Consider the following 22,579-nt stretch of genomic DNA (forward strand, 5'->3'; position numbering starts at 1 on the left):
GGTGATGGTGGCGGTGCGGCTGTCGTGGTGGCCGAATGTGGTGCTGGCGGTGGGGACCGTTCTGGTTGCTGCCCTTGTCTGGCGGTTCGGTCGGGGGTTGACGGTCGCGGGGGTGGTGATCGTGGCGGGGTTGTGTCAGGTGCCCGGGCTGATGCACGCGCCGATCACGAGTACGGATGCCTATCGGTACGTGTGGGACGGGCGGGTGCAGTTGTCGGGGCATTCGCCGTACGCGCGGGTGCCGTTGGACGACTCGCTGGCGCGACTGCGGGACCCCGTACTGTTTCCGGGGCTGTCGCCGGCGCAGAAGTCGGGTGTGACCGGACCCCCGAAGGTGCCGACGGACCCGGCCGCGCTGGCGAAGTACTCCGCCGACGATCCCCGGACGCGGATCAATCGGCCGTTGGTGCCGACGATCTACCCGCCGGTGGCGCAGGCCTACTTCACCGCGGTCGCGCTGTTCACGCCCTGGTCGGCCGGCACGCTCGGCCTGCAAATAGCGGCCGCATTGATCGCGATCGCACTCACCTGGCTACTCGCCGTACAGAATCCACGCTGGGCGGCCTTGTGGGGTTGGTCACCGATCGTCGCCCTGGAAGCAGGCAACGCTGCCCACGTCGACGTCCTCGCTGCCCTGCTGATCACGGCCGCGGTCATCACCACCGCCAAGCGCCCGAAGCTTGCCGCCGTCCTCCTCGGCGCGGCCGGCAGCGTCAAGCTCCTCCCTCTCCTTCTCCTCCCGGCATTCCGCACCCGTCGGCCGATCCTTGCCGTCAGCACCTTCGTCGCCTCGTACGTCCCCCATGTCCTTGCCGTCGGCACCTTGGTGCTCGGGTTCCTGCCCGGCTACCTCAACCAGGAAGGGTTCGACGACGGCAGCTCCAGATCGGCGATTCTCGCGCTCCTGCTGCCTCCTGAGGCACGCCAGCTCGTGGCCGCCCTCCTCGCGCTCGCCCTCGCCGCACTCGCCTTCCACTGCACCAAACGCGACCCGCTCGCCCTCACCTGCTGCTGGCTGTACGGCGCGGCGCTGCTGATCGCCACCCCGACGTACCCCTGGTACGGCCTCCCGCTGATCGCGCTCGCGGCCCTCGCGCACCGCCCCGAATGGATCGCCGTACCGATCGCGTCGTACCTCGCCTACGCGAGCTTCGGCCACGACACCCGCCAGGGCCTGAGCTACCTCGCCGCGGCTGTCATCGTTGTCACCACGATCACGATCCGTCACCGGCTTGTTGCGAAATCACGTTTGACCGCACGCCGGTCGCGACGAACACTGGCGGACGTGACGAAACGCATCGCCCTCGCGACCTCGGCCGAGCACGCTGAGTTGCCTCCGAACGACCTCCCGCTCGTGGACGGGCTCCGCACCGCGGGCCTCGACCCGGTGGCCGAGGTCTGGTCCGACCCGTCGGTCGACTGGTCGGCGTACGACGCGGTCCTGCTGCGCTCGGTCTGGGACTACCACCTGCGGTACGACGAGTTCACCGAGTGGCTCGCCCGGCTCGACAAGGCCGGCGTACCCGTCCTGAACGACTCCGGTCTGGTCCGGTGGAACGGCGATAAGCGCTACCTGCTGGAGCTCCGCGAGCGTGGTGTTTCGATCGTGCCGTCCCAGGTCGCAGCGGGCGCGTGCCTGCGCGAGGTAGTGAACGGGCTCGACGGCCAGGAGATCGTGGTCAAGCCGACCGTCGGCGCGACCGCCCTGCACACCGTCCGCGGCGTCGCGGGCTCCGCCGAGCTCGACCAGACGCTGGCCGAGCTGCCCGACATCGTGTACCTCGTGCAGCCGTTCCAGCCCGAGATCGTCGCGGACGGCGAGTGGTCGCTGATCTTCGTCGACGGCGAGTTCACGCACGCGGTGGTCAAGCGCGCGGCTCCCGGCGACTTCCGCGTCCAGGACGACTTCGGCGGTACCGTGACGCCGACCGACCCGACTCCCGTCGTACTCGACGGCGCCCAGGCCGCACTGGACGCAGCCGGCCGGACCCCCGCGTACGCCCGCGTCGACGGCGTGGTCGTGAACGGCCGCTTCCTCCTGATGGAACTCGAACTGATCGAGCCGGAACTGTTCTTCCCGCAGCACCCGGAAGCCGCTCAGAAGCTCGCGACGGCGGTCTCTGCGCGCGTCTAGCTCGCAGCCGATTCCGGATGGCCGCGGCGGCGCCCGTACAGCAGGGTCTCCCCCGCGGCCGTCCCGGTGTACTTCGTCCGCCGGGCCCACTCGCGGCACTCGGCCAGCACCGGGCACGACGTCAGACACAACTCACGGGCCTTGCGCTGCTCCCAGCGGGACGCGCTCTCGTCGTACGCCGGCGCCTGCCCGATACACGCGGCCCGGCTCATCCAGCGGTCGGCGGGATCCACGATCACGGTCAGCGTCGGCCTCATGACTCCGACGGTAGAGCGCCCGCGACAGCCGACAGGCTATGTCTCGAAATATGATCGGGTTACTGGACTTTTAAGGTCTGAGGTATGCCGACACTCGATGACATCCGCCAGGCCGCCCGGGAGCTCGAGGGACGGATCCACCGCACGCCGATGCTGACCTCCTCGGCGCTGAACGAGCGCTTCGGCGCCGACCTGGTGCTCAAGGCCGAGCTGTTCCAGAAGACCGGCAGCTTCAAGGTCCGCGGTCTGCTGACGAAGCTGCTCCGGCTGACCGCCGCGGCGCGGGAGCGCGGCGTGATCACCGTTTCGGCCGGGAACGCGGCCGGAGCGCTCGCCTGGGCTGCCCGGAACGCCGGCGTCCCGGCGACCGTCGTGATGGCGAAGACCGCCGTACCGGCGAAGATCGACGCAGCCCGCGGCTACGGCGCGACTGTCGAGCTCGTCGAGGGTGACCTGATGGCGCAGTACGAGCGGATCAAGGACGAGCGGCAGCTGACCGGGGTCCATCCGTTCGACGACGAGGACGTGATCACCGGGCACGCGAGCCTCGGGCTCGAACTGCTGGCGGAACGGCCCGATCTCGGCACGGTGCTGGTGCCGGTGGGCGGCGGCGGACTGATCTCGGGCGTCGCGACGGCGGTCAAGCTCGTGAAACCGGAGATCCGTGTGATCGGGATCGAGCCCGAACAAGCCGACGTGGTCAGCCGCAGCCTCGAGGCCGGCGAGCCGCAGAAGCTCCCGACCGCCCGCTCGATCGCCGACGGCCTCGCGGCGCCCGTCTGCGGCACCCGCAACTTCCCGCTCATCCAGCAGTACGTCGACCAGGTCGTCCGCGTGAGCGAGGAGGCCCTGCTGGAGGCGACCCGCCTGGTCATGTCCCGTACCAAGCTCGCCCTCGAACCGGCGGCAGCCGCACCGTTCGCGGCGTTGCTGGCAGGCAGCATCCAGCTGGACGACGTGACCGCCGCTGTCGTCAGCGGCGGCAACCTCGACGTCTCGAAGCTGATGCTCTAGGCGGGATCCAGGGCGGGGTCCAGCCTGGTTTGCGCCCGGGACCGTACGCCGTCGCTCGGATCGTCGACCAGGTCGCCCCGGCGGACCGGATCCTTCTCCGGCAGCAGGATGTCGCGGGCGACCACCAGCATCAGCCACAGCGTGCCGGCCATCCGCAGGATCACGGACAACCAGTAGATCCGGTCGGGCACCTGCGGGTCCCCGGGTGCCAGGAACTGGGCGAGGTGCATCCAGACCAGCATCCAGTAGAAGCACTCACAGGCCTGCCAGATCAGCCAGTCGCGCAGCCGCGGCCGGGCCAGCGCGACCAACGGCAGCAGCCACAGGACGTACTGCGGCGAGTAGACCTTGTTGATCAGCAGGAACGCGGCCACGACCAGGAACGCCAGCTGGGCGAACCGTGGCGGTCTGGGCGCCATCAACCCGAGGATCGCGATCGACAGGCAGAGCCCGGCGAAGATCACGATGTTCAGCTGGTTGACGTCCGCGACCTCGTGGTTGGCGAGCTTGAGCACGTACCAGATCGAGCCGTAGTCGCTCTCGCGCTGGTCGTTGAACTGCCAGAACGACAACCACTCGTTCTTCGCCAGCAGGTAGATCGGCGCGTTCACCAGACCCCACGCGACTCCGGCCGCGATCAGCGCCTGGAACCACGGCCACAGCTTCCGGCCGCGGATGCAGACGATCAGCAAGGGCCCGAGCAGCAGGAACGGATAGAACTTCGCCGCTGTGCCGAGCCCGAGCAGGATGCCGAACCACACCGGTTTGCCGCGCGACCAGGCGAGCATCGCGCCCGCTGTGAGCGCGACCGCGAACAAGTCCCAGTTGATCGTCGAGGTCAGTGCGAGCACCGGTGCCGCAGCGACGTACAGGGCGTCCAGTGGCTGCCCGCGCGCCGCACCCGGGCGGGTCGCGACCCCGCGGGCCGTCGCGACGGTGAAGCCGACGATCAGCAGCGCGCAGAGGAACAACATCACCATGTTGACCACGAAGAACACACCGGCCGTGTCGCGCTTCTGCTCGACGGTCAGGTCCTTCTTCGGGTCACCGGTGATCACCCAGGTGATCCGCGCCGCGACCTCCATGAAGCCGCCGGTGAGCACCGGGTACTCGAGGACCGGGTAGTTGCCGGTGTCCAGGAACGGCCGGTTGCCCTCCGCGAAACCGCGCTCCTGGTAGAGGAACCCGATGTCGGAGTAGCAGAGCGCCTTGAACGGACGCCAGCTCTGCCGGTCCCAGCCGGCCTCCATGCACGGCGCCTTCTGCAGCACGCCGAGCCCGAAGGTGATCGTGCACACCGCGAGCGCGATCCGCAGCGGCGTCCACCACGAGGAACCGAGCCGGGCGAACCGCCCGGACGGCCCACCGAGCCCAACGGTCAGGCCGGCGACAGCCGGATCAGCCTCCGACGGCGCCTGCGCGAGCTCGCGTTGTGGTCCGGTCACGGTGGGCATCATCTCCTATCGGCTCACCTTGCGACAGGCCGGGTCTGATGGTTCCACGCCGTAGCGAGCAGGCACCATGCCGAGTGCCGCGCAGTAGGCGTGGGACCATCAGACCCGGCCTTGGGAGAGGTTACCCACCTGTACCCAACGGGTCCTGCAGGTGGGCCTGCTCGGCGTGGGCAGCGATCAGTCGGACGGCTCCAGGTGGGCCAGCCAGGTGGTGAGGATGCCCTCGAGCTGGGCGCGCTGGTCCGCGGTGAGCGGCTCGAGCAGGCGGCGCTCGTTCGCCATGTGGGCCGTGAAGGCCTTGTCGATCAGCCGGCGGCCGGCCGGGGTCAGGCGGACGACCCGGCCACGGCCGTCGGCATCGCTGCGTCGCCTCCGGACCAGACCGGCACTCTCGAGCCGGTCGACCCGCTTCGTGACCGCGCCCGTCGTCACCATCGTGTGCAGCGCGATCTCGCCCGGCGCCCGCTCGTACGGCGACCCTGCCCGGCGCAACGCCGCGAGTACGTCGAACTCCCCCTCCGACAGCCCGTACTGCGCATAGAGCAGCGTCAGCTCACCGGTCAGCTGATTCGCGATCCGGTGCAGCCGGCCGATCACGCCCTGCGGGCCGGTATCGACGTCCGGCCGCTCGACCCGCCACTCCGCCTGGATCCTGGCCACATGATCGGTCACGGCCTCCACTATATCTTCCCGGGAAGATATAGTGTTTTCCATGGAAGATACCTTCCGCTGGACCCTCGTCACCGCGATCGCGCCGATCGCCTGGGGCACGAACTACTTCGTCACCCACGAGTACCTGCCGGCCGGACACCCCTTGTACGGCGCGGTGTTCCGCGCACTGCCCGCCGGGCTCCTGCTGCTCTGTGTGGCCCGGCGTCTCCCCCGCGGCATCTGGTGGTGGCGATCACTGCTGCTCGGCGTCTGCAACATGGGTGCGTTCTTCGCGCTGATCTACCTCGCGGCCCAACTGCTCCCGGTCAGCCTCGCGTCGACGATCATGTCCGCCTCACCGCTGACGATGGCGCTCTTCGCCTGGGCTCTGCTCGCCGAACGCCCGACCGTCCCGGTCCTCATCGGCGCCGCGACCGGGATCGGCGGGGTCTGTCTCCTCCTCGGCACCGCCACGACCGCGGTGAACCTGCGCGGCGTCGCCGCCTCGGTCGCCGCCCTGACCATGTCCTCCTGCGGCTACATCCTCGCCAAGAAATGGGGACGTGCCGACGGCCCGATCGCGACCACGTCGTGGCAGTTGATCGCCGGCGGCCTGGTGCTGATCCCGTTCGCGGTGATCTTCGAGGGCGCCCCGCCGCACCTCGACCTGCCCGCGATCGGCGGTTTCGCGTACGTCGGGTTGGTCGCGACCGCTCTCGCCTTCACCGCCTGGTTCGCGGGCCTGCGTCATCTCGACGCGGCGGCCGTCGGCCTGATCGGGCTGCTCAACCCGGTCACCGGCGTACTGCTCGGCGTCCTGGTCTCGGGCGACGTCCTCACCCTTCGGCAACTGCTCGGCTTGGCTCTCGTACTCTTCGGCATCACGCTGAGCCGGCCGCGTCGCGGCCCAAGAATCGAGCCCCGGAGGACGGCGGCTGGTGGCGCCGGCCCAGCTGATGGGTCGATCCCCGAGCCGGGGTCGACCCATCAACTGGTTGCGGTCAGGAGGACGAGACGGAGTAGGAGTTGGCGGTGAAGTTCATGCCGCCGGCAGACGAGGTGATCTCGAAGCCGAACTGGACTTCGCCGACGGTCGCGTCCCCCATCCAGCCCTGGCCGCGGATCCAGTTCAGGACGGCCTTGATGTCCACCGAGCCGGAGTCGGTGTTGGAGGTGCGGAGGAACGAGAAGACCGCGTTGGCGCCGTTGCTGCCGCGGTACACGTCCCAGGTGTGGCCGCCCACGCTGACCGTGGCCTGCTTGGAACCGATCGCGCCAACCGCACCCTGCTTGTTCATCCACAGCATGATTTCGTAGGCGTTGTTACCGGCCCAGATGTCGTACGTCGACGAGTACGCACCGCTGCCCGGCCGGGACACGTTGAAGCTGCTGGTCAGCGAACCGAGCGAACTGATCGAGCGGCCGATGTTACGGGCGGAGTGCGGATACGCCTTCACGCCGCCGGTGTTCGGATGGTCGGCCCAGACTCCCCAGTTGCTGTAGGAGTTGGCCCAGATCGTCTGCGGTCCGGCGCCACTGCCCCAGACGTCGTTGCGGACGGTGTAGCCGCCGTTGGACCAACTGCCGAACTTGTCCGACGACGACCACGCCGCCGCCTGGGCCGGTGCCGCGGTCACCAGGCCGGCGGCCACTACTGTCAGTACTGCGATTGCTGCTTTCCACCATCTCGGCATTTCCGTTCCTCTCGTCGAGCCCGGCCGGCGGCCGGACCTTGGGCGAACGCAGGGGAAGGCATAGAGTGTCGAAGCGCTTCGACTGGGGTAGAACTTGGGGCAGACCAGGAAAGGGGACGACGTGGTCACGATCGCGGATGTCGCGCGGCACGCCGGGGTTGCGACCAGCACGGTGTCCTACGTGCTCAGCGGGAAGCGGACGATCTCGACCGACACGCAGGAGCGTGTGCAGCGCAGCGTCCGCGCACTCGGCTACCGGCCCAACGCGAGCGCCCGGGCCCTGGCCAGCCAGCGGTCGAACGTGCTCGCGCTGGTCATCCCGCTGCGCACCGGTATGCATGTCCCGGTGATGATGCAGTTCGCGGCCGCGGTCGTGACCACGGCCCGGCGGTTCGATCACGACGTACTGCTGCTGACCGCGGACGAAGGACCGGACGGTCTGGATCGGGTCGCGCAGAGCTCGCTGGTGGACGCGCTCGTCGTGATGGACGTCGAGCTGCACGACGAGCGGGTGCCGCTGTTGCGCGAGCTGCCGATGCCGTCGGTGCTGATCGGCTACCCCGACCAGGCCGACGGACTGACCTGCATCGACCTCGATTTCGTTGCCGCGGGCGCGCATTGCGTCGACCACCTCGCCGACCTCGGCCACCGGTCGCTCGCCCTGCTCGGTACGCCGTCCGCCGTGTACGAACGCCAGACCGGGTTCGCGCAGCGGACACTGACCGGCTTCGCCGAGGCCGCCGATCGGCGCGGCGTGCTCGGGGTGGAAATGCCGTGTGAGCACACGTTCGACGCGATCCTGCACACGGTCGAGCAGCTGCTTCAGGAGCACCCGGACATCACCGGCCTGGTGGTGCAGAACGAGCCGATCATCGGCCCGCTCCTCGACGTACTGCGCCGGCTCGGCCGCCGGGTGCCCGAGGACATGTCGCTGGTGGCGATCTGCGCGGACGACGTCGCCGAACGCCAGGTCCCGCAACTGTCGTCGGTCACCATCCCGGCCGAGCGCATCGGCGCGCAGGCGGTCGAGTCGCTGATCACCAAGCTCGAGGGCAGCGACGTGCCCGGGCTGACCCTCCTGCCGCCCACTCTCACTGCTCGCGGCAGCACCGGCCCGGCTCCTCACGACGACCTCAGCACCGCATAGCCACCCGGCCGCAACGGCAGCTCACCGACGACCAACTCGCTCCCATCGGCGGGTACGACGACCTCCGTATCGCCGTGGTTGAACATGAAGGTCCAGGTGGTGTCGCCGGACCGTCGTCGTACGGCCTCCAGCGGCGAGGTCGACAAGCCGAACAACTGCGCCGCAGTCGCGCCGTCCAGTTCGGTCGACACGTACGACGCCGTACCAGCGCCGACCTGGCGGCGGGTGATCGCCGGCTTCCCGTCCAGGACTCCCCCGACGTACCGATCGACGACCTCGGCCGTCACCGCGTGCACGTTCTCACTCCACAAGCGACCGCGACCACCGGACGAGAGGACGACCTCGCCGTCGTCGGGTAGCGGATGGAACTCCTCGACCCGCACCCCGAGCAGCTCCGTGAACGCACCGGGATAGCCTCCGAGCCGCACTCGCAGGTCTGGATCGACGATGCCGCTGAAGTACCCGACGACCAACTGGCCGCCGTTGTGCACGTAGGCGGCGAGATTCGCGGCAGCCTCGTCGGAGATCAGATAGAGCGACGGCACAACCACCTGCCGGTACGACGACAGGTCGGCATCCGGAGATGCGAAGTCGACCGTGACCCCGGCTTGCCAGAAGTGCCGGTGCGCGGCTCGTACCGCGGCGAGGTAGTCCAGCGACGACGACGGGAGGTGGGTGCCTTGCATGGCCCACCAGCACTCGGCATCCCAGAGGATCGCGACGTCGGCCTCGACGTTGCTTTCGGCAACCTCAACCAGCTGTGGCAGCTCCGAGCCGAGCGCGGCGATCTCCCGGAACATCCGGCTGTCCGGTCCCGCGTGCGGCACCATCGCCGAGTGGAACATCTCCGCGCCACCCCGTGACGCCCGCCACTGGAAGAACAACGCACCCTGCGAGCCACGGGCGATGTGAGACAGGCTGTGCCGCGCCATCCGCCCCGGCTCCTTCGTGTGCAGGCGACGTCCGGCGTTGATGCTGCCTGCGGCTTGCTCCATCAGCAGCCACGGCTTCCCGCCGGCCCACCCGCGCGCCAGATCCGCTCCGAACGCGGTCTGTTCCTCGGCGCCGATCCCGGCCTGGTCCGGATAGTGGTCAATGGCAACGACATCGACCTCGGCGGCCCAGCGCGCGTGGTTCACCGGAACCCAGCCACCGAAGACGAAATTCGTTGTGATCGGCAACGTCGACAGCTTGCGCAACTCGGCCTTCTGCTCCCGATAGGCAGCCAGCAACTCGTCCGACCAGAAGCGCCGGAAGTCCAAGTACTGCGTGGGATTCACCAGGTACTGCGTCTTACGCGGCGGCTCAATGTCTATCCAGTCGGCGTACCCCTGACTCCAGAACGCGGTCGTCCACGCCTCGTTCAACCGGTCGAGCGACCCGTACCGATCCTGCAGCCAGGTGCGGAACTGCTCGGCCGCCAGCGAGCAGTGGCAGACCGTCCCGTACTCGTTGTGCACGTGCCACATCGCCAGCGCCGGGTGATCGTGATACCGCTCCGCCAATGCTTGCGCGATGCCCCGGGCGGCCTCGCGATACGCCGGCGCGCACGCGCAGTACGTGTCCCGGCTGCCGTGTGTCAGCCGTACGCCGTCCGCCGTCACCGGCAATGCCTCGGGATGGAGCCGGCTGAACCACGGCGGCGGTGACGCTGTCGGCGTGGCAAGGTCAACGCTGACACCGCCGTCGTGCAGCAGCCCGAGAACCTGGTCGAGCCAGCCGAACTCGTACTGCCCCGGCGCCGGCTCCAGCGACGACCACGAGAACACGCCGACGGTCACCAGGTTCACGCCGGCCCGCCGCATCAGGTCGACATCCTCTTTCCAGACGTCCGGATCCCACTGCTCGGGGTTGTAGTCACCGCCGTACCAAAGACGCGTCATACCGGCTCACCGTACGGAATCCCGAGGCCGTTCGTCGACAAGTACACCCGGCCGTAGACGCGAGGGTCGCCGGCGATCGCATCGCCGGTCGACGCGTACTGGTGCTGGTCGTCGTTCACCCGCACCCAGGAAGCGGCGCCGTCGTCCGATCGGTAGATCCCACGAACGCCGGCGACCTTCCCGGACGTGTAGGCCGCCATCTCCGGGCAGCTCGGCGCGGCCTTGCCGAAGCCGATCGTGTACGCCTCCTCGATCGTGGTCACGGGCAAGTACGTCAGCCCGCGATCGACCGACCGGTACAGGCCGCCGGGCCCGGCCGCGAGCCAGCAGTTCCCGGCCCGGTCCAGCACGGTCTCCAGCTTCCCGGATCCGGTCGGGAGGCCGGTTGCGGTCGCTGTGAAGGCGACGCCTCCGTTCGTACTCACGTACGCCGTACCGGTCGCCGGATCGAACCCGTAGAACAGCCTGCCGTCGACCCGATCACCGACGACCACGGTTGCCACGGGCAGGCCGGCGACGGCGATCCAGGTCGCGCCACGGTCGCGCGAGTAGTGCGCGACGACGTCACCCGGCGCCCAGACGATCGTCCGTGCGTCGGCGCCCACCGCGATCCGGCCCGGCTGTGTCATCGCCGGCGGCTCGCCCGCGAACGGCTGCCAACTTGCCCCCGCGTCGGTCGAGAAGGCACCGCGCTCGCCCGCATTCGCATTCGCCAACCGGACGACGAATCCTGGCGTGCGAGCCGCGTAGTCCAGACTCGGCGACGTTCCACTGACCGGATTCGACGCCTGCCCATCCGGTGGTACGACGTCCAGCCGGTCGTGCCGGTACACGCCGATGTCGCCGAGTGCGCTGATCAGTGGCGGACCCCACGGTGGACTGATCAGGTCGAGGACCGCGGTCTCCTCGAGACCTTGCGCGCGGACGGACCAATGCGTACTGCGGTCCGCCTCTGCCTCGGTCACATCTTCGGTGCCGAAGATCGTCGCGCCGGTGACGTACATGACCTTGTTCGAGTCGAACGGGTCGATCGAGATGTCGCCGATCATCCAACCGAGCTTCGGCGTGCCGTGGAAGTCGAGGTACGGCGCCCCGGACGTGTCGAGCACGATCCGCTCACCGATCGAGTGCCAGGTCCGGCCACCGTCGACCGATCGGAACACGTCGTCGACCGGCCCCCATCTGCTCATGGTCGACACCATCACTGTGCCTGGCTTGCGGGGGTCCGTCGCGAGACCGGCGTACCCGAATCCGGCCTCGCCGCCGGTGTTCGGACGCAGCGGCGTGATGTCGGTCCATTCGCCGGTTGCGGTGTTCAGCTTGTGGACGGCGCCGTCGTACATCTCGTACGGTCCGGGCAGATCGCCGTACGTGACATAGATGTTGCCATCGGCACCCAAATCGCCGTGGTGCGGCAACAGTCCGGTCGGCTGGCCCGGGACCGTCGTCCAGGTGTGGCCGCCATCGGCACTGCGGTACAGCGGATGCGCCGGATCCGCGACGCCGGCGTAGATCGTGCCGTCGCGCGGATCGAAGAAGACGAAACCGATGCCGATGCCGGGGTTGCCGGCGACCGGAAAGCCGTCCGACCGGGCCCAGGTCCGGCCGCTGTCGGCGCTGCGCCACAGACCCTGGTTGCGTGTTCCGAACAGCAGGACCCGACCGTCGCGCGGGTCGACGACCAGCCGCTCGCCCATGGAGCGGCCGGGCTCGTTGCCGCCGAGCTTGAACGGCAGATCGGTTCGTTCGAAGGTCCGGCCCTGGTCACGGGAGCGGAGAATCGCGCCGTTGATCGGCGACCACTCGTTGGTATAGGTGCCGACGGCCAGGTACAGCCGGCCCGGATCAGCTGGGTCGAGCGCGAGGCTCTCGACTCCGGTCAGGCTCCACTCGTCCCACCCGACCCACTGCAACAACTGCACCCATCGCCGGGTGCGGTTGTCGAACCGGACCGCGCCCCCGATATCGGTCCGCGCATACACCAGCCCGCGCCGGCGCGGATGGTGCACGATCCCGGTGACGAACCCGCCCCCGACGATCTCCACGTTCCGCCACCGGTAGCACGCCGGCCGGCCGCTGCCCGCGCCCTCCACGGCGCCGGCTCCCGAGCCGGTCGCCGCTGCCGGACCCGCGGACGCGGCCAGCGCCGTACCGGTGCCGATGGCAAGAAACCGCCTGCGTGCAAGAGACATCGTTACCCCTTGACCGCGCCGATGATGACGCCCTTGGTGAAGTGCCGCTGGATGAACGGGTAGACGAGCAGAACGGGAACGATCGCGATCACCACGATCGCCATCTTGATCGCCAGACCGGGTGCCGGTTGCAGGCCGAGACCGACGCCGGTCGCCACACCACCCGCACCGGTCGGCAGCGGCTGCTGCTGCACGATGTATGTGCGCAACACCATCTGCAGCGGCCATTTGTTGTTGTCGTTGATGTACAGCAACGCATTGAAGAACGCATTCCAGTAGCCGACCGCGTAGAACAGTCCGACGACCGCTACCACTGCCTTGGACAACGGCAGCACGATCCGGCGCAGGATCGCGAACTCGCCCGCGCCGTCGATCCGCGCACTGTCGATCAGTTCGGCCGGGATCCCCATGAAGAACGAGCGCATGACGATCAGATTGAACGCCGATACGGCAGCCGGCAGGATCAGCGACGCGTAGTGGTCGATCAACCCGAGGGAGTTGACCAGCAGGTAGCTCGGGATGATGCCCGGGCCGAACAAGAACGTCAGCAGTACGACGAACAGCAGCGGCCGGTGGAACAACGATCCCGGCCGCGACAGCCCGTACGCCGCGAGGACGGTGACCCCCAGGCTGAACGCCGTACCGACCGCGGTGATCAGCACGCTGATCAGCAGAGCGCGGGTGACCACGCCGCCGGACAGCAGCTGCACGTAGGCCGCGAGCGTCAACTCCCGCGGTACGACGACCAGCCCGCCTGCCCGCGTTACTGCTTTCGTGCTGGACAGACTCGTCACCACCACGACATACAGGGGGAACGCCACGGCCAGCGCGATCAGGCTCAGCACCACCGGTTTACCCAGCCGCCCGACCGCCGTCGGTTCTTCTTCCCAGACAGCCTTCGTGCTCATGATCGCGAATACACCCCCTGTTCGCCCACCAGGTGCGCGAATCGGTTGGCCAGCAGGACGAGGATCAGGCCGATGACGCCCTTGAAGAGACCCGCGGCGGCGCCGTACCCGAAGTCACCGACGAGCAGGCCCTGGTAGTAGACGTAGGTGTCGAGCACCTCCGCGGCGCCGCCGCCGACGGCGCTGCGCTGGAGGATGAACTGCTCGAAGCCGACGGTCAGCGCATCACCGAGCCGCAGGATCAGCAGCAGGACGATCACAGGGCGCAGGCCGGGCAGCGTGATGTGCCAGAGCCGGCGCCACCGGTTCGCGCCGTCGGCCGCGGCGGCCTCGTAGAGCGCCGGGTTGATGGTCGACAAGGCGGCGAGGAACACGATCATGCCCCAGCCGGCGTCCTTCCAGACCGACTGTGCGGTGACGAGCAGGATGAACGTGTCCGGCTTCGTCATCAGGTCGACTGCCTGGTGACCGTGGTCGCGCAGGGTCTGGGCGAGCAGTCCGGCGCCGCCGATCATCTGCTGGAACAGGGACACGACCAGCACCCAGGAGAAGAAGTGCGGTAGATACACGACTCCCTGGATGAGGTTGCGCAGCTTGCTGGACAAGACGCTGTTCAGCAGCAGCGCCAACGCGATCGGGATCGGGAAGAAGAACACCAGCTGGACCGCGGTGATCGACAAGGTGTTCGCGACCGCTTTCCAGAACGCGGGTTCGGAGAACATCCGGCTGAAGTTCGCGAACCCGATGAACTCGCTGCCCCGGATCCCGGCGTACGGCGAGTAGTCCTGGAAGGCGATGACGTTGCCCAGCGTCGGGAAGTAGTGAAAGACGCCGAGCAGCACGATCACCGGCAGCACCATCACCAGCAGCGGCCAGTCCCGCCGGAACCGATGCCGGAACCCCATGCCGGCCGGTTTCTCCGCCCGCACCGGACGTGCCTGCCGGGTGGCCCGCACCGGGGGCTTAACGACCGTTGTCACTGAGGACCTTGGCGTAGAAGTCGCGGCCTTCGTCGCCGCCGTTGGTCTGCCATTGCTTGACGGCGGTCTTCAGTTCGCTGACCGGCTTGCGGCCGCGGAAGATGTCCTGCAGCGCGTCGTCGAACGGCTGGTTCAGTGCGGCCATCTTGGCCGGCTGTTCGACCCGGATCCCGTCGAACGGGTTCTTCTCGCGGACCTTCGCCGCGGCGTTCTGCCAGGCACTCATCGACTGGACATACCCCGGATACTCGCTCTCGGTGATCGCGGTCGGACGGCCGCCCAGGAAGACGTACGTCTGCGAAACCTCCTTCTGTCCCAAAGCAGTGAGCTTCGGAGCACCGGACGGCTGCTTAACGTAGTGCTTGCCCTCGACCCCGTAGTTGTAGAGCACGTACTCCTCCGTCCCGAACGGCGCGGAGGTGTAGTTCAGAACGCCCAGCAGCTCCTTCACGCGCTCCTCGCCGACGCCCTTCTTCACGAAGGTGAAGATGCCGGCCGGATCGCCGCCCCAGGTGATCGGCGTACCGCCGTCGTGAGCGAACGGCATCACCGGCTGCGGGTTGAACGCCGGGTTGACCGTCTGCTGCCGCTGCAACGACTCGTGCCAGCCACCGAGCCCGTTCTGCCGGATCGCGAACTTGCCGCCCTCGAACAGCGCGTTCTCGTCCGCGCCGGCGTTCGCGACTACCTCCGGATGCACGTATCCCGACTGGAACAGCTTCCGGACGAAGGCCACCGACTCCTCGAACTCCGGCGTCTCGATCTTGTTGACCAGCTTGCCGCTGGAGTCCTTGCGCCAGCCGCCCGGCGCACCGAAGGCCCGGGCCACCTCGTCGGCGACCGAGCCGAACGCCCACCGGCCGGCCTTCGCGTCGGTCAGTTGCTTGCCCAGCGCCAGCAGTTCGTCGGCGCTCTTCGGCGGCTCCGCCCCGACCTGGTCGAAGATGTCCTTGCGGTACATCATCATCCAGGGGAACCCGTCCGAGGGGAACGGCACCGCCTTCAGCTGGTTGTTCCAGACGCCGTACGCCCAGGCGCGGGTCGGCAGGTTCGCCAGCATCGGGTACGCCGACACCTTGTCGCCGGCCAGATGCGGGGTGAGGTCCTCGAACAGCTTGTCCGCGGCCTGGCCGAACCGGGTCAGGCTGGAGATGTTCCAGCCCGGGATGCAGAGCAGCTCCGGAACGTTGCCGGCCGCAAGAATCGGGCCGAGCTTGTCGCCGTAGTCGTTGCCGTTCAGGATGTTGAACCGGACCGGTGCGCCGATCCGCTCGTTGTTCGCGTCGTAGTACGTGTTGTTGCCCAGCCCGGGCGGCAGCGGGCTCCACAGCGGCGTCATCGCCGAGACTTCCTTGCCGCTGGTCACGGGTTTGTCCGGCACGGCCCGCTTCAACTCGCTCGGGTAGTGGCTGAAGCCCGGCGACGCGCCGTTCTCGCCGGGGAGGTCCGGCGTGACCGGGTCGTAAGCGGTGTACTTCGGCAGCAGCCCGGCCAGCTTGTCCTCGGAGGCAGCCCGGCCGGCCGTGGTCGCCCCGGAGCTGCCGTCGGAGCAGCCGGTCAGCGTGACCCCACCGGCGGCAGCGGCCGCGCCCGCGCCGAGCAGGGAGATGAACGTCCGGCGGCTGGCTCCGCCACGCACTGGTCCGGTCATAGTCGATCCCTTAGAATTAGTTGGGCTAGTAGCCAAACAAATTAGCTCAGAGCGGACAGCCCGACAAGGTGTAGAACTGACCCAGGACACGATCGAGGGACGGACCTTGACCACACAGACCGCGGACCACACCCACATCCGCGCGACCAACCTGGCCGCGGTGCTGGGCTACCTGCGCCGCGAGGCACCCTGCTCGCGGGCAGCGATCGCCACCGGGACCGGCCTCAACAAGGCGACCGTGACCAGCATCGTCGGCGATCTGCTCGATCGCCGGCTGGTCCGGGAGACCCAGCAGACCCAGAACCACGTCGGCCGCCCAGCGACGCTGCTCGTCCTCGACGGGTCGGCGTACGCGACGATCGGGCTCGAGGTGAGCGCCCGCGGACTGATCGCACTCGGCTGCGACACGGCCGGAGACCAGGTACTGCGGTGGCACCGCGCCGGGCCGGGCGTCGACGCCGGACCCGCGAAGACGATCGCGGCCTTGGCCACCCTTGCTCGCCGGGCGGTCACTGCGGTCCAGTCGTCCGGCCGGCGGGTGCTCGGCATCACGGCAGGTGTACCAGGACTCGTGAACCGCGACGGCGCCGTCGTACTGGCCGCCGGCCTGGGGTGGCGGGACGTGCCGCTGCGGGCCGAGCTCGCGGCAGCGCTCGGGCGACCGGACATCCCGATCACAGTCGACAACGACGCGTCGCTGGGCGTGCTGGCCGAGCACCTGTACGGCCCGCAGGCCGGCACCACGAATCTGATCCGCCTGACCGGCGACACGGGCGTCGGAGCGGGCATCATCGTCGACGGCAAACCGCTGGAAGGTCATCTCGGGTACGTCGGGGAGATCGGCCACCTGCGCCTCGTGCCGGACGGACCGCGCTGTGGTTGCGGTCGACGCGGATGCCTCGAGGCGCTGGCCAGCCTGCCGTCGATCCTGGCACAGATGGGCGGGACCGACAGCGATCCGCAGCTCCAGCTCGAGGACCTGATCCGGCGTGCCGACGCCCAGGAGACCGCGGTGACGCAGGTGCTCGCCGAAGCCGGCACCTACCTGGGCCAGGGCATCGCCGCGCTCGTCAACAGCCTCAACCCCGAGGTCGTCCTGCTCGGCGGCGCCTACGCCCTGCTCGCCGATCACCTCACCCCCGCCATCGACAAGGCGCTCCGGGACGCCACCATCGCCCCCGACGCCGGCGGCTGCACCGTCCTCGCCTCCACCCTCCCCGACACCGCCACTCCCCTGGGCGCCGCCGCCCACGCCCTCACTCCCCTCACCCAGGGCCAACTCCCCACCCGCTGACCCTCGCCCGACGCGTACCGAAGAACGGGTAGAGGTGGGCGGCCCGGCGCCGAACGCGCCGCGGGCGCGCCGGCGGGTGCGGCCGGGGGCCGACCACTACCCGTTCTTCGGTACGCCCAACCCGCCCGACCCGCCGGTAAGCGCGTACCCCGGGGGGCCGGGTGAGGTCTTGACCGTCAGCGCTCGGGATGCAACCCTCTGTTCACGCCCGATCTGTCGAAGCGCTTCGATCAATCGTCGTCGATGCTCGTTCGAAGCGCTTCGACACACAGCCCGTGGAGTCGATCGCCGATGAGTACTCCAGCTCCGCTCCCCCCGTTCCGCGACCCGGCCCGGCCGACCGGCGAGCGAATCGACGATCTCCTGGCCCGGCTCACCCCGGACGAGAAGGTCGCGCTGCTGCACCAGTACCAGCCGCCCGTCCCGCGGCTCGGCCTGGACTCGTTCCGCACCGGCACCGAGGCGCTGCACGGCGTCGCCTGGCTCGGCCCGGCGACCGTGTTCCCGCAGGCGGTCGGTCTGGCCACCAGTTGGAGCCCGGAGCTCGTTCGAGCCGTCGGCGCCGCGGTCGGCGACGAGGTCCGCGTGTTCCACCGGAAGGACCCGGCCGGCGTCGGCCTCAACGTCTGGGCGCCCGTGGTCAATCCGCTCCGCGACCCGCGCTGGGGCCGCAACGAGGAGGGGTACGCCGAGGATCCCTGGCTGACCGGTGTCATCGCCACCGCGTACGGACGCGGTCTGGCCGGCGACGACCCGGCGTCCCTGAAGACCGCGCCGACCCTCAAGCACTTCCTTGCCTACAACAACGAAACCGACCGTTGCACGACCTCGAGCAACCTCCCGCCCCGCGTCCTGCACGAGTACGAACTGCCGGCGTTCCGGGCCCCGATCGAGTCCGGCGCAGCGGTCGCGGTGATGCCGTCGTACAACCTGGTGAACGGACGGCCCGCCCACCTCAGCCCACTCATCAACGACGTACTCCGCACCTGGACCACCGACGACGTACTGGTTGTCAGCGACGCGTACGCGCCCGGCAATCTCTTCGGCCTGCAACAGCACCTGCCCGACGGCCCGACCGCGTACGCCGCGGCGGTGAAGGCCGGCGTGGACAGCTTCACCCAGGACGACACCAACTCCACCCCGACGATCGACCGCCTGGACGAAGCGCTCGATCGCGGCCTGATCACGCGGGCGGACATCGACAGCGCGGTACGACGGGTGCTGGCGATCCGGCTCCGGCTCGGCGAGTTCGACCCGCCCGAGCTCGATCCGTACCGCGGCCTCGAGCCCGACCTGGTCAACTGCCCCGCGCATCGCGAGCTCGCCCAGGACGCGGCACGTCAGGCGATCGTCCTGCTCAAACACGAGTGCCAGGTCCTGCCCCTGTCCACGTCGCTCGGGCGAATCGCCATCCTCGGGCCGCTCGCCGGCGCCCTGAGAGAGGACTGGTACGCCGGAACGCTGCCGTACCAGATCACCGCCCTGGACGGCATCGTCGAGCGGCTCGGCCGGGAGCGCGTCGAGTACTGCGAGGGCGTCGACCGGATCACGCTCCGGATCGCCGACTCGTCGTCGTACCTGGCTGTGGGTCCGGACGCCGTACTGCGAGCCGACCGCGAGCCGGGCGCATTCGACCTGTTCGACTGGGGTGGGGATGCGTTCGCGTTGCGGTCGGAGCACAACGGGCAGCATCTGAGCGTGAGCGACGACGGTGAGCTCGTCGCGGATCAGCCCGGCCCGAACGGGTGGGAAGTCAAGCAGACGTTCAGGTTCGTGCATCTGGCCGGCACGGTGCTGATCCAGCACCTGCACAGCGACCGCTACCTTCATGTCGACTCGGAAGGAGCCGTCGGTCTGGCCGACCACGCGACCGCGTTCGAGCTCGACGTCGTCGTCGACGGCGTCGCCCAGGCAGCCGAGCTCGCGGCCCGCGCCGACGTGGCGATCGTTGTCGCTGGCAACCATCCGCTGGTGAACGGCCGCGAGACCGAGGATCGGGACAGCCTCGACCTCCCCACCGCTCAGGACCGCCTGATCCGCCAGGTCCACGCGGCGAACGCGCGCACGGTGCTGGTGCTGAGCAGCAGCTATCCGTTCGGGATCGGTTGGGCGCAGCAGCACCTGCCGGCGATCCTGTGGTCGGCGCACGGCGGGCAGGAGTACGGTCGCGCGCTGGCCGACGTACTGTTCGGCGACCACGACCCGGCCGGACGCCTGACCCAGACCTGGTACGACTCCGCCGCGGACCTGCCCGATCTGCTCGACTACGACATCATCACCACGGACGCGACGTACCTCTACTACCGGGGCACGCCGCTCTATCCCTTCGGCCACGGCCTGAGCTACACGACCTTCAGGTACGGCGATCTGCGGCTCAGCGCACCGTCGATCCCGGCCGACGGCGAGGTCCAGGTGGCGTTCACCGTCACGAACACCGGGGACCGGCCGGGCACCGAGATCGCCCAGCTGTACACGCGTCAGCAGCGTTCACGGGTCAAGCAACCGCTGCGACAGTTGCGTGGTTTCCGGCGGCTGTCCCTGGCGCCTGGAGAGACCGTCGAAGTCGAGCTGACCGTTGCCGCCGGCGACCTCGGATTCTGGGACGTGACACGCGACCGCCACTGCGTCGAGTCCGCCCGCCACAGCGTCATGATCGGCCGGTCCAGCGCCGACCTGCGACTGACCGCGACCCTCGACGTCCGCGGCGAACGCATCCCGCCGCGGTCCCTCGACCGACTCGCCGCGACCAACTTCGACGACTATTGCGCGATCACCCTGACGACCGACGGGACCATCTCGCTGGAGCCCCAAGCCTGGTTGGCATTCGACGACATCAAGCTCGGCCCCACGAAGTACCAGGCCCGGGTGGCCAACCGCAGCGACCTGCCCGCGACCCTCGAGTTTCGCCTCGACGACCCTTTGCAGGGTGAACTGCTGAGCACAGCGCAGGTACCGCCGACAGAGGAGCTCATCCCGGTCGCCGGTGAACTCCTACCGACGACCGGGGTGCACACGCTCTACGTCGTCTTCTCAGATGGTGGCGTCGTGCTGGAGAGCTTGACGGTGTAGCGCTCGCAGATGCCCTCGATCACCCGGGACTCAACCTGACCGTCGCGCAGGGTCAACTCGATCACTGCGGCCACTCCCCCGTCAGCGTCGGGCAGCTCGACCACTGTCGTCTGTCCCTCGCTCGGTTCGAACCAACGCAGCTCGACCCCGTCCAACCAGTCGTACTCCGGCCGGTCGTCGACTGCCCCGATCGGGATCGCGGCTCCCTCGCGCACCAGCACCGGCAAGCTGTCGAACCCATGCGTCTGCCGCACCCACCCCGGCCCCGACAGCACCTCGCCGGTCAGGAGCGACGTCCATCGACCGCGCGGCAGGTAGAACGAGACCTCGCCGTCGAAGCTCATCACCGGCGCAACGAGCAGATCGGGACCGAGCAGGTACTGGCGATCCAGGTAGGCGGCCGCCGGATCGTCGGGAAACTCCAGCACCATCGGCCGCATCATCGGCACGCCGTCCTGATGCGCCTCGGCCGCGGCCGTCATCAGGTACGGCATCAGGGACAGCTTGAGCTTGGTGAACTTCCGCAGTACATCCACCGCCTCCTCGTCGAACGCCCACGGCACCCGGTACGACGAGGAGCCGTGCAGGCGCGAGTGGGACGAGAGCAGGCCGAACGGCACCCAGCGCTTGAAGATCGCGGGATCGGGGGTGCCTTCGAATCCACCGATGTCGTGGCTCCAGTAGCCGAAACCCGAAGCAGCCAAGGACAATCCGCCGCGCAACGACTCCGCCATCGCCTCGAACGTCGACTCGCAGTCGCCACCCCAGTGCACCGGGAACTGCTGACCACCGGCCGTCGCGGAGCGGGCGAACAGGACGGCTTCGCCTTCGCCTCGATTCTCTTCCAGCAGGCCGAAGACCGCGGCGTTGTAGAGCTGCGCGTAGTAGTTGTGCATCCGCTCCGGGCCGGAACCGTCGTACCAGGAGACGTCGGTCGGGATCCGTTCGCCGAAGTCGGTCTTGAAGCAATCGACCCCCAGGTCGATGAGGGCTTGCAGCTTCGACCGGTACCACGCCGTCGCGTCCGGATTGGTGAAGTCGACGATCGCCATGCCGGCCTGCCACATGTCCCATTGCCAGACCGAGCCGTCGGGTCGCTGGACCAGGTACCCGAGCTGCCGGCCTTCCTCGAACAACACCGACCGCTGGGCGATGTACGGGTTGATCCAGAGGCTGACGCGCAGACCGCGGTCCTTCAACCGGCGGACCATGCCGGCCGGGTCCGGGAACGCGACCGGATCCCACAGGAAGTCGCACCAGTGGAACTGCCGCATCCAGAAGCAGTCGAAGTGGAACACGCTCAACGGGAGATCGCGCTCAGCCATCCCGGCCACGAAACCGCTCGTCGTCTCCTCGGTGTAGTCCGTGGTGAACGACGTCGACAACCACAACCCCATCGACCAGGCGGGAACGCGAGCGGGCCGTCCGGTCAGCGCGGTGTACCGGCGCAGGACGTCCTTCGGGGCCGGGCCGGCGAAGACGTAGTACCCGAGCTCCTGCCCCTCGACGCTGAACTGGTTGCGCGACGTGACCTCCGAGCCGACCTCGAACGAAACGCGGGCAGGGCTGTCGACGAGTACGCCGTACCCCTTGCTGCTCAAGTAGAACGGGACGTTCTTGTACGCCTGCTCGCTCGACGTCCCGCCGTCGGCGTTCCAGCTGTCGACGACCTGGCCGTTCTTCACGAACGCGCCGAACCGCTCGCCCAGGCCGTAAATCGTCTCACCGACGCCGAGCGCCAGCTGCTCGTGGACGTAATGCTTGCCATCGGCATCGGTGATCAGGCCGACGCTGCGCGCACCGGAGTTCGTCAGCGGCTTCCCGTCCTGCTCGAAGCGCACGTCCCAGGGCCCGTCGAGCGCGATCACCACGCTCAGCTCGCCCGACGTCAGCCGCGCCTCGGCGGCGCCGACGTCCACCTTCACCGGGTGCTCGTCGTCGACGTTCAACCGGTACGCCGGTCGCGCGGGCAGGCCGCCGAGGTGGTGGGCGATCCGGACCCCGATCACCCCACGCGCCGGGGACGAGAACGTCACCGTGAACATCGGCTGGTTGAGGGTGTCACCGCGGCGCTCGATCCGCCGGGCCGGCGCGAACACGGTCAGCTCCCGCTCCCCCGCCTGCACGCTCTCGACTTCGGCCGGCCGCAAGCGGGTCAGTCCCGACCGGAGCTGCCAGTACCCGTCGCTGAACTTCATCGTGGCCAGCCTCTCCCGGAAGGTCGTCGAAGCGCTTCGACAACGCTAGGTGG

16 protein-coding genes are annotated in these 22,579 nt (G+C 68.8%); 6 read left to right on the plus strand and 10 right to left on the minus strand.

Translation table 11 applies throughout. From position 1 onward, the window contains the following. The first annotated feature begins 4 nt into the window (after window positions 1-4). Complete coding sequence (locus tag OHA18_RS40500; protein WP_329000708.1) at window positions 5-2,134, plus strand: ATP-grasp domain-containing protein; 2,130 nt, start codon at window positions 5-7, stop codon at window positions 2,132-2,134. Here the strand turns inward: OHA18_RS40500 and OHA18_RS40505 are convergent. Beyond that, entirely contained in the window at window positions 2,131-2,391 is a 261-nt protein-coding gene (locus OHA18_RS40505) for a WhiB family transcriptional regulator (RefSeq protein WP_329000709.1), read from the minus strand. The two genes, OHA18_RS40500 and OHA18_RS40505, sit on opposite strands and share 4 nt — an antisense overlap. An 84-nt stretch (window positions 2,392-2,475) precedes the next feature. On the opposite strand from OHA18_RS40505, the gene OHA18_RS40510 reads away from it, so the two are divergent. Next, the gene (locus OHA18_RS40510; RefSeq protein ID WP_329000710.1) at window positions 2,476-3,405 is read left to right on the plus strand and encodes a threonine ammonia-lyase; all 930 of its coding nucleotides are present in this window, start codon (window positions 2,476-2,478) and stop codon (window positions 3,403-3,405) included. On the opposite strand, the gene OHA18_RS40515 is transcribed toward OHA18_RS40510, so the two are convergent. Then, on the minus strand, window positions 3,402-4,859 hold the full coding sequence (locus tag OHA18_RS40515; RefSeq protein ID WP_329006211.1) for a glycosyltransferase family 87 protein: 1,458 nt from the start codon (window positions 4,857-4,859) through the stop codon (window positions 3,402-3,404). The two genes, OHA18_RS40510 and OHA18_RS40515, sit on opposite strands and share 4 nt — an antisense overlap. Before the next feature lie 177 nt (window positions 4,860-5,036). Then, window positions 5,037-5,531, minus strand: coding sequence for a MarR family winged helix-turn-helix transcriptional regulator (locus tag OHA18_RS40520; protein WP_329000711.1), 495 nt, complete (start codon window positions 5,529-5,531; stop codon window positions 5,037-5,039). A 40-nt stretch (window positions 5,532-5,571) separates the two neighbouring features. On the opposite strand from OHA18_RS40520, the gene OHA18_RS40525 reads away from it, so the two are divergent. Next, window positions 5,572-6,546, plus strand: a complete 975-nt coding sequence (locus OHA18_RS40525) for a DMT family transporter (RefSeq protein WP_329000712.1) — start codon at window positions 5,572-5,574, stop codon at window positions 6,544-6,546. Here OHA18_RS40525 and OHA18_RS40530 read toward each other — a convergent pair. Further along, window positions 6,512-7,204, minus strand: coding sequence for a glycoside hydrolase family 12 protein (locus tag OHA18_RS40530; RefSeq protein WP_329000713.1), 693 nt, complete (start codon window positions 7,202-7,204; stop codon window positions 6,512-6,514). The genes OHA18_RS40525 and OHA18_RS40530 overlap by 35 nt on opposite strands. 121 nt (window positions 7,205-7,325) lie before the next feature. Here OHA18_RS40530 and OHA18_RS40535 point away from each other — a divergent pair, with 121 nt between their 5' ends. Beyond that, window positions 7,326-8,351 carry a LacI family DNA-binding transcriptional regulator gene (locus tag OHA18_RS40535; RefSeq protein ID WP_329000714.1) on the plus strand — a complete coding sequence of 342 codons (1,026 nt, stop codon included), beginning with the start codon at window positions 7,326-7,328 and terminating at the stop codon, window positions 8,349-8,351. On the opposite strand, the gene OHA18_RS40540 is transcribed toward OHA18_RS40535, so the two are convergent. Genes OHA18_RS40540 through OHA18_RS40560 form a run of 5 tightly spaced genes read right to left on the minus strand, consistent with a single transcriptional unit; the run spans window position 8,327 to window position 15,965 of the window. Further along, the gene (locus tag OHA18_RS40540) at window positions 8,327-10,234 is read right to left on the minus strand and encodes a beta-galactosidase (RefSeq protein WP_329000715.1); all 1,908 of its coding nucleotides are present in this window, start codon (window positions 10,232-10,234) and stop codon (window positions 8,327-8,329) included. The genes OHA18_RS40535 and OHA18_RS40540 overlap by 25 nt on opposite strands. Continuing rightward, window positions 10,231-12,426, minus strand: coding sequence for a WD40/YVTN/BNR-like repeat-containing protein (locus OHA18_RS40545; protein WP_329000716.1), 2,196 nt, complete (start codon window positions 12,424-12,426; stop codon window positions 10,231-10,233). The genes OHA18_RS40540 and OHA18_RS40545 overlap by 4 nt, the downstream gene beginning before the upstream one ends. A gap of 2 nt (window positions 12,427-12,428) precedes the next feature. Beyond that, entirely contained in the window at window positions 12,429-13,334 is a 906-nt protein-coding gene (locus tag OHA18_RS40550) for a carbohydrate ABC transporter permease (RefSeq protein ID WP_329000717.1), read from the minus strand. After that, a complete protein-coding gene (locus tag OHA18_RS40555) occupies window positions 13,331-14,314 on the minus strand; it encodes an ABC transporter permease (RefSeq protein ID WP_329000718.1) in 984 nt (327 codons plus the stop codon). Before OHA18_RS40555 ends, OHA18_RS40550 begins: the two co-directional genes overlap by 4 nt. After that, on the minus strand, window positions 14,298-15,965 hold the full coding sequence (locus tag OHA18_RS40560) for an ABC transporter substrate-binding protein (protein ID WP_329000719.1): 1,668 nt from the start codon (window positions 15,963-15,965) through the stop codon (window positions 14,298-14,300). Before OHA18_RS40560 ends, OHA18_RS40555 begins: the two co-directional genes overlap by 17 nt. A 106-nt stretch (window positions 15,966-16,071) precedes the next feature. Between OHA18_RS40560 and OHA18_RS40565 the strand changes: the two genes are divergently transcribed. Both OHA18_RS40565 and OHA18_RS40570 read left to right on the plus strand, forming a co-directional pair. Then, window positions 16,072-17,259, plus strand: a complete 1,188-nt coding sequence (locus OHA18_RS40565; RefSeq protein WP_329000720.1) for an ROK family transcriptional regulator — start codon at window positions 16,072-16,074, stop codon at window positions 17,257-17,259. Between the two features lie 291 nt (window positions 17,260-17,550). After that, on the plus strand, window positions 17,551-20,328 hold the full coding sequence (locus OHA18_RS40570) for a glycoside hydrolase family 3 protein (RefSeq protein ID WP_329000721.1): 2,778 nt from the start codon (window positions 17,551-17,553) through the stop codon (window positions 20,326-20,328). Here OHA18_RS40570 and yicI read toward each other — a convergent pair. After that, window positions 20,277-22,526 carry an alpha-xylosidase gene (gene yicI, locus OHA18_RS40575; RefSeq protein ID WP_329000722.1) on the minus strand — a complete coding sequence of 750 codons (2,250 nt, stop codon included), beginning with the start codon at window positions 22,524-22,526 and terminating at the stop codon, window positions 20,277-20,279. The genes OHA18_RS40570 and yicI overlap by 52 nt on opposite strands. Between the last annotated feature and the right edge of the window lie 53 nt (window positions 22,527-22,579).

This window comes from Kribbella sp. NBC_00709 (assembly GCF_036226565.1).
GTDB lineage: Bacteria > Actinomycetota > Actinomycetes > Propionibacteriales > Kribbellaceae > Kribbella.

Bases quoted from the DNA above. Each gene is read 5' to 3' on its own strand.
- OHA18_RS40500 (WP_329000708.1), top strand. From the start codon at position 5: ATGGTGGCGGTGCGGCTGTCGTGGTGGCCGAATGTGGTGCTGGCGGTG.
- OHA18_RS40505 (WP_329000709.1), bottom strand. From the start codon at position 2,391: ATGAGGCCGACGCTGACCGTGATCGTGGATCCCGCCGACCGCTGGATG.
- OHA18_RS40510 (WP_329000710.1), top strand. From the start codon at position 2,476: ATGCCGACACTCGATGACATCCGCCAGGCCGCCCGGGAGCTCGAGGGA.
- OHA18_RS40515 (WP_329006211.1), bottom strand. From the start codon at position 4,859: ATGCCCACCGTGACCGGACCACAACGCGAGCTCGCGCAGGCGCCGTCG.
- OHA18_RS40525 (WP_329000712.1), top strand. From the start codon at position 5,572: ATGGAAGATACCTTCCGCTGGACCCTCGTCACCGCGATCGCGCCGATC.
- OHA18_RS40530 (WP_329000713.1), bottom strand. From the start codon at position 7,204: ATGCCGAGATGGTGGAAAGCAGCAATCGCAGTACTGACAGTAGTGGCC.
- OHA18_RS40540 (WP_329000715.1), bottom strand. From the start codon at position 10,234: ATGACGCGTCTTTGGTACGGCGGTGACTACAACCCCGAGCAGTGGGAT.
- OHA18_RS40545 (WP_329000716.1), bottom strand. From the start codon at position 12,426: ATGTCTCTTGCACGCAGGCGGTTTCTTGCCATCGGCACCGGTACGGCG.
- OHA18_RS40550 (WP_329000717.1), bottom strand. From the start codon at position 13,334: ATGAGCACGAAGGCTGTCTGGGAAGAAGAACCGACGGCGGTCGGGCGG.
- OHA18_RS40560 (WP_329000719.1), bottom strand. From the start codon at position 15,965: ATGACCGGACCAGTGCGTGGCGGAGCCAGCCGCCGGACGTTCATCTCC.
- OHA18_RS40570 (WP_329000721.1), top strand. From the start codon at position 17,551: ATGAGTACTCCAGCTCCGCTCCCCCCGTTCCGCGACCCGGCCCGGCCG.
- yicI (WP_329000722.1), bottom strand. From the start codon at position 22,526: ATGAAGTTCAGCGACGGGTACTGGCAGCTCCGGTCGGGACTGACCCGC.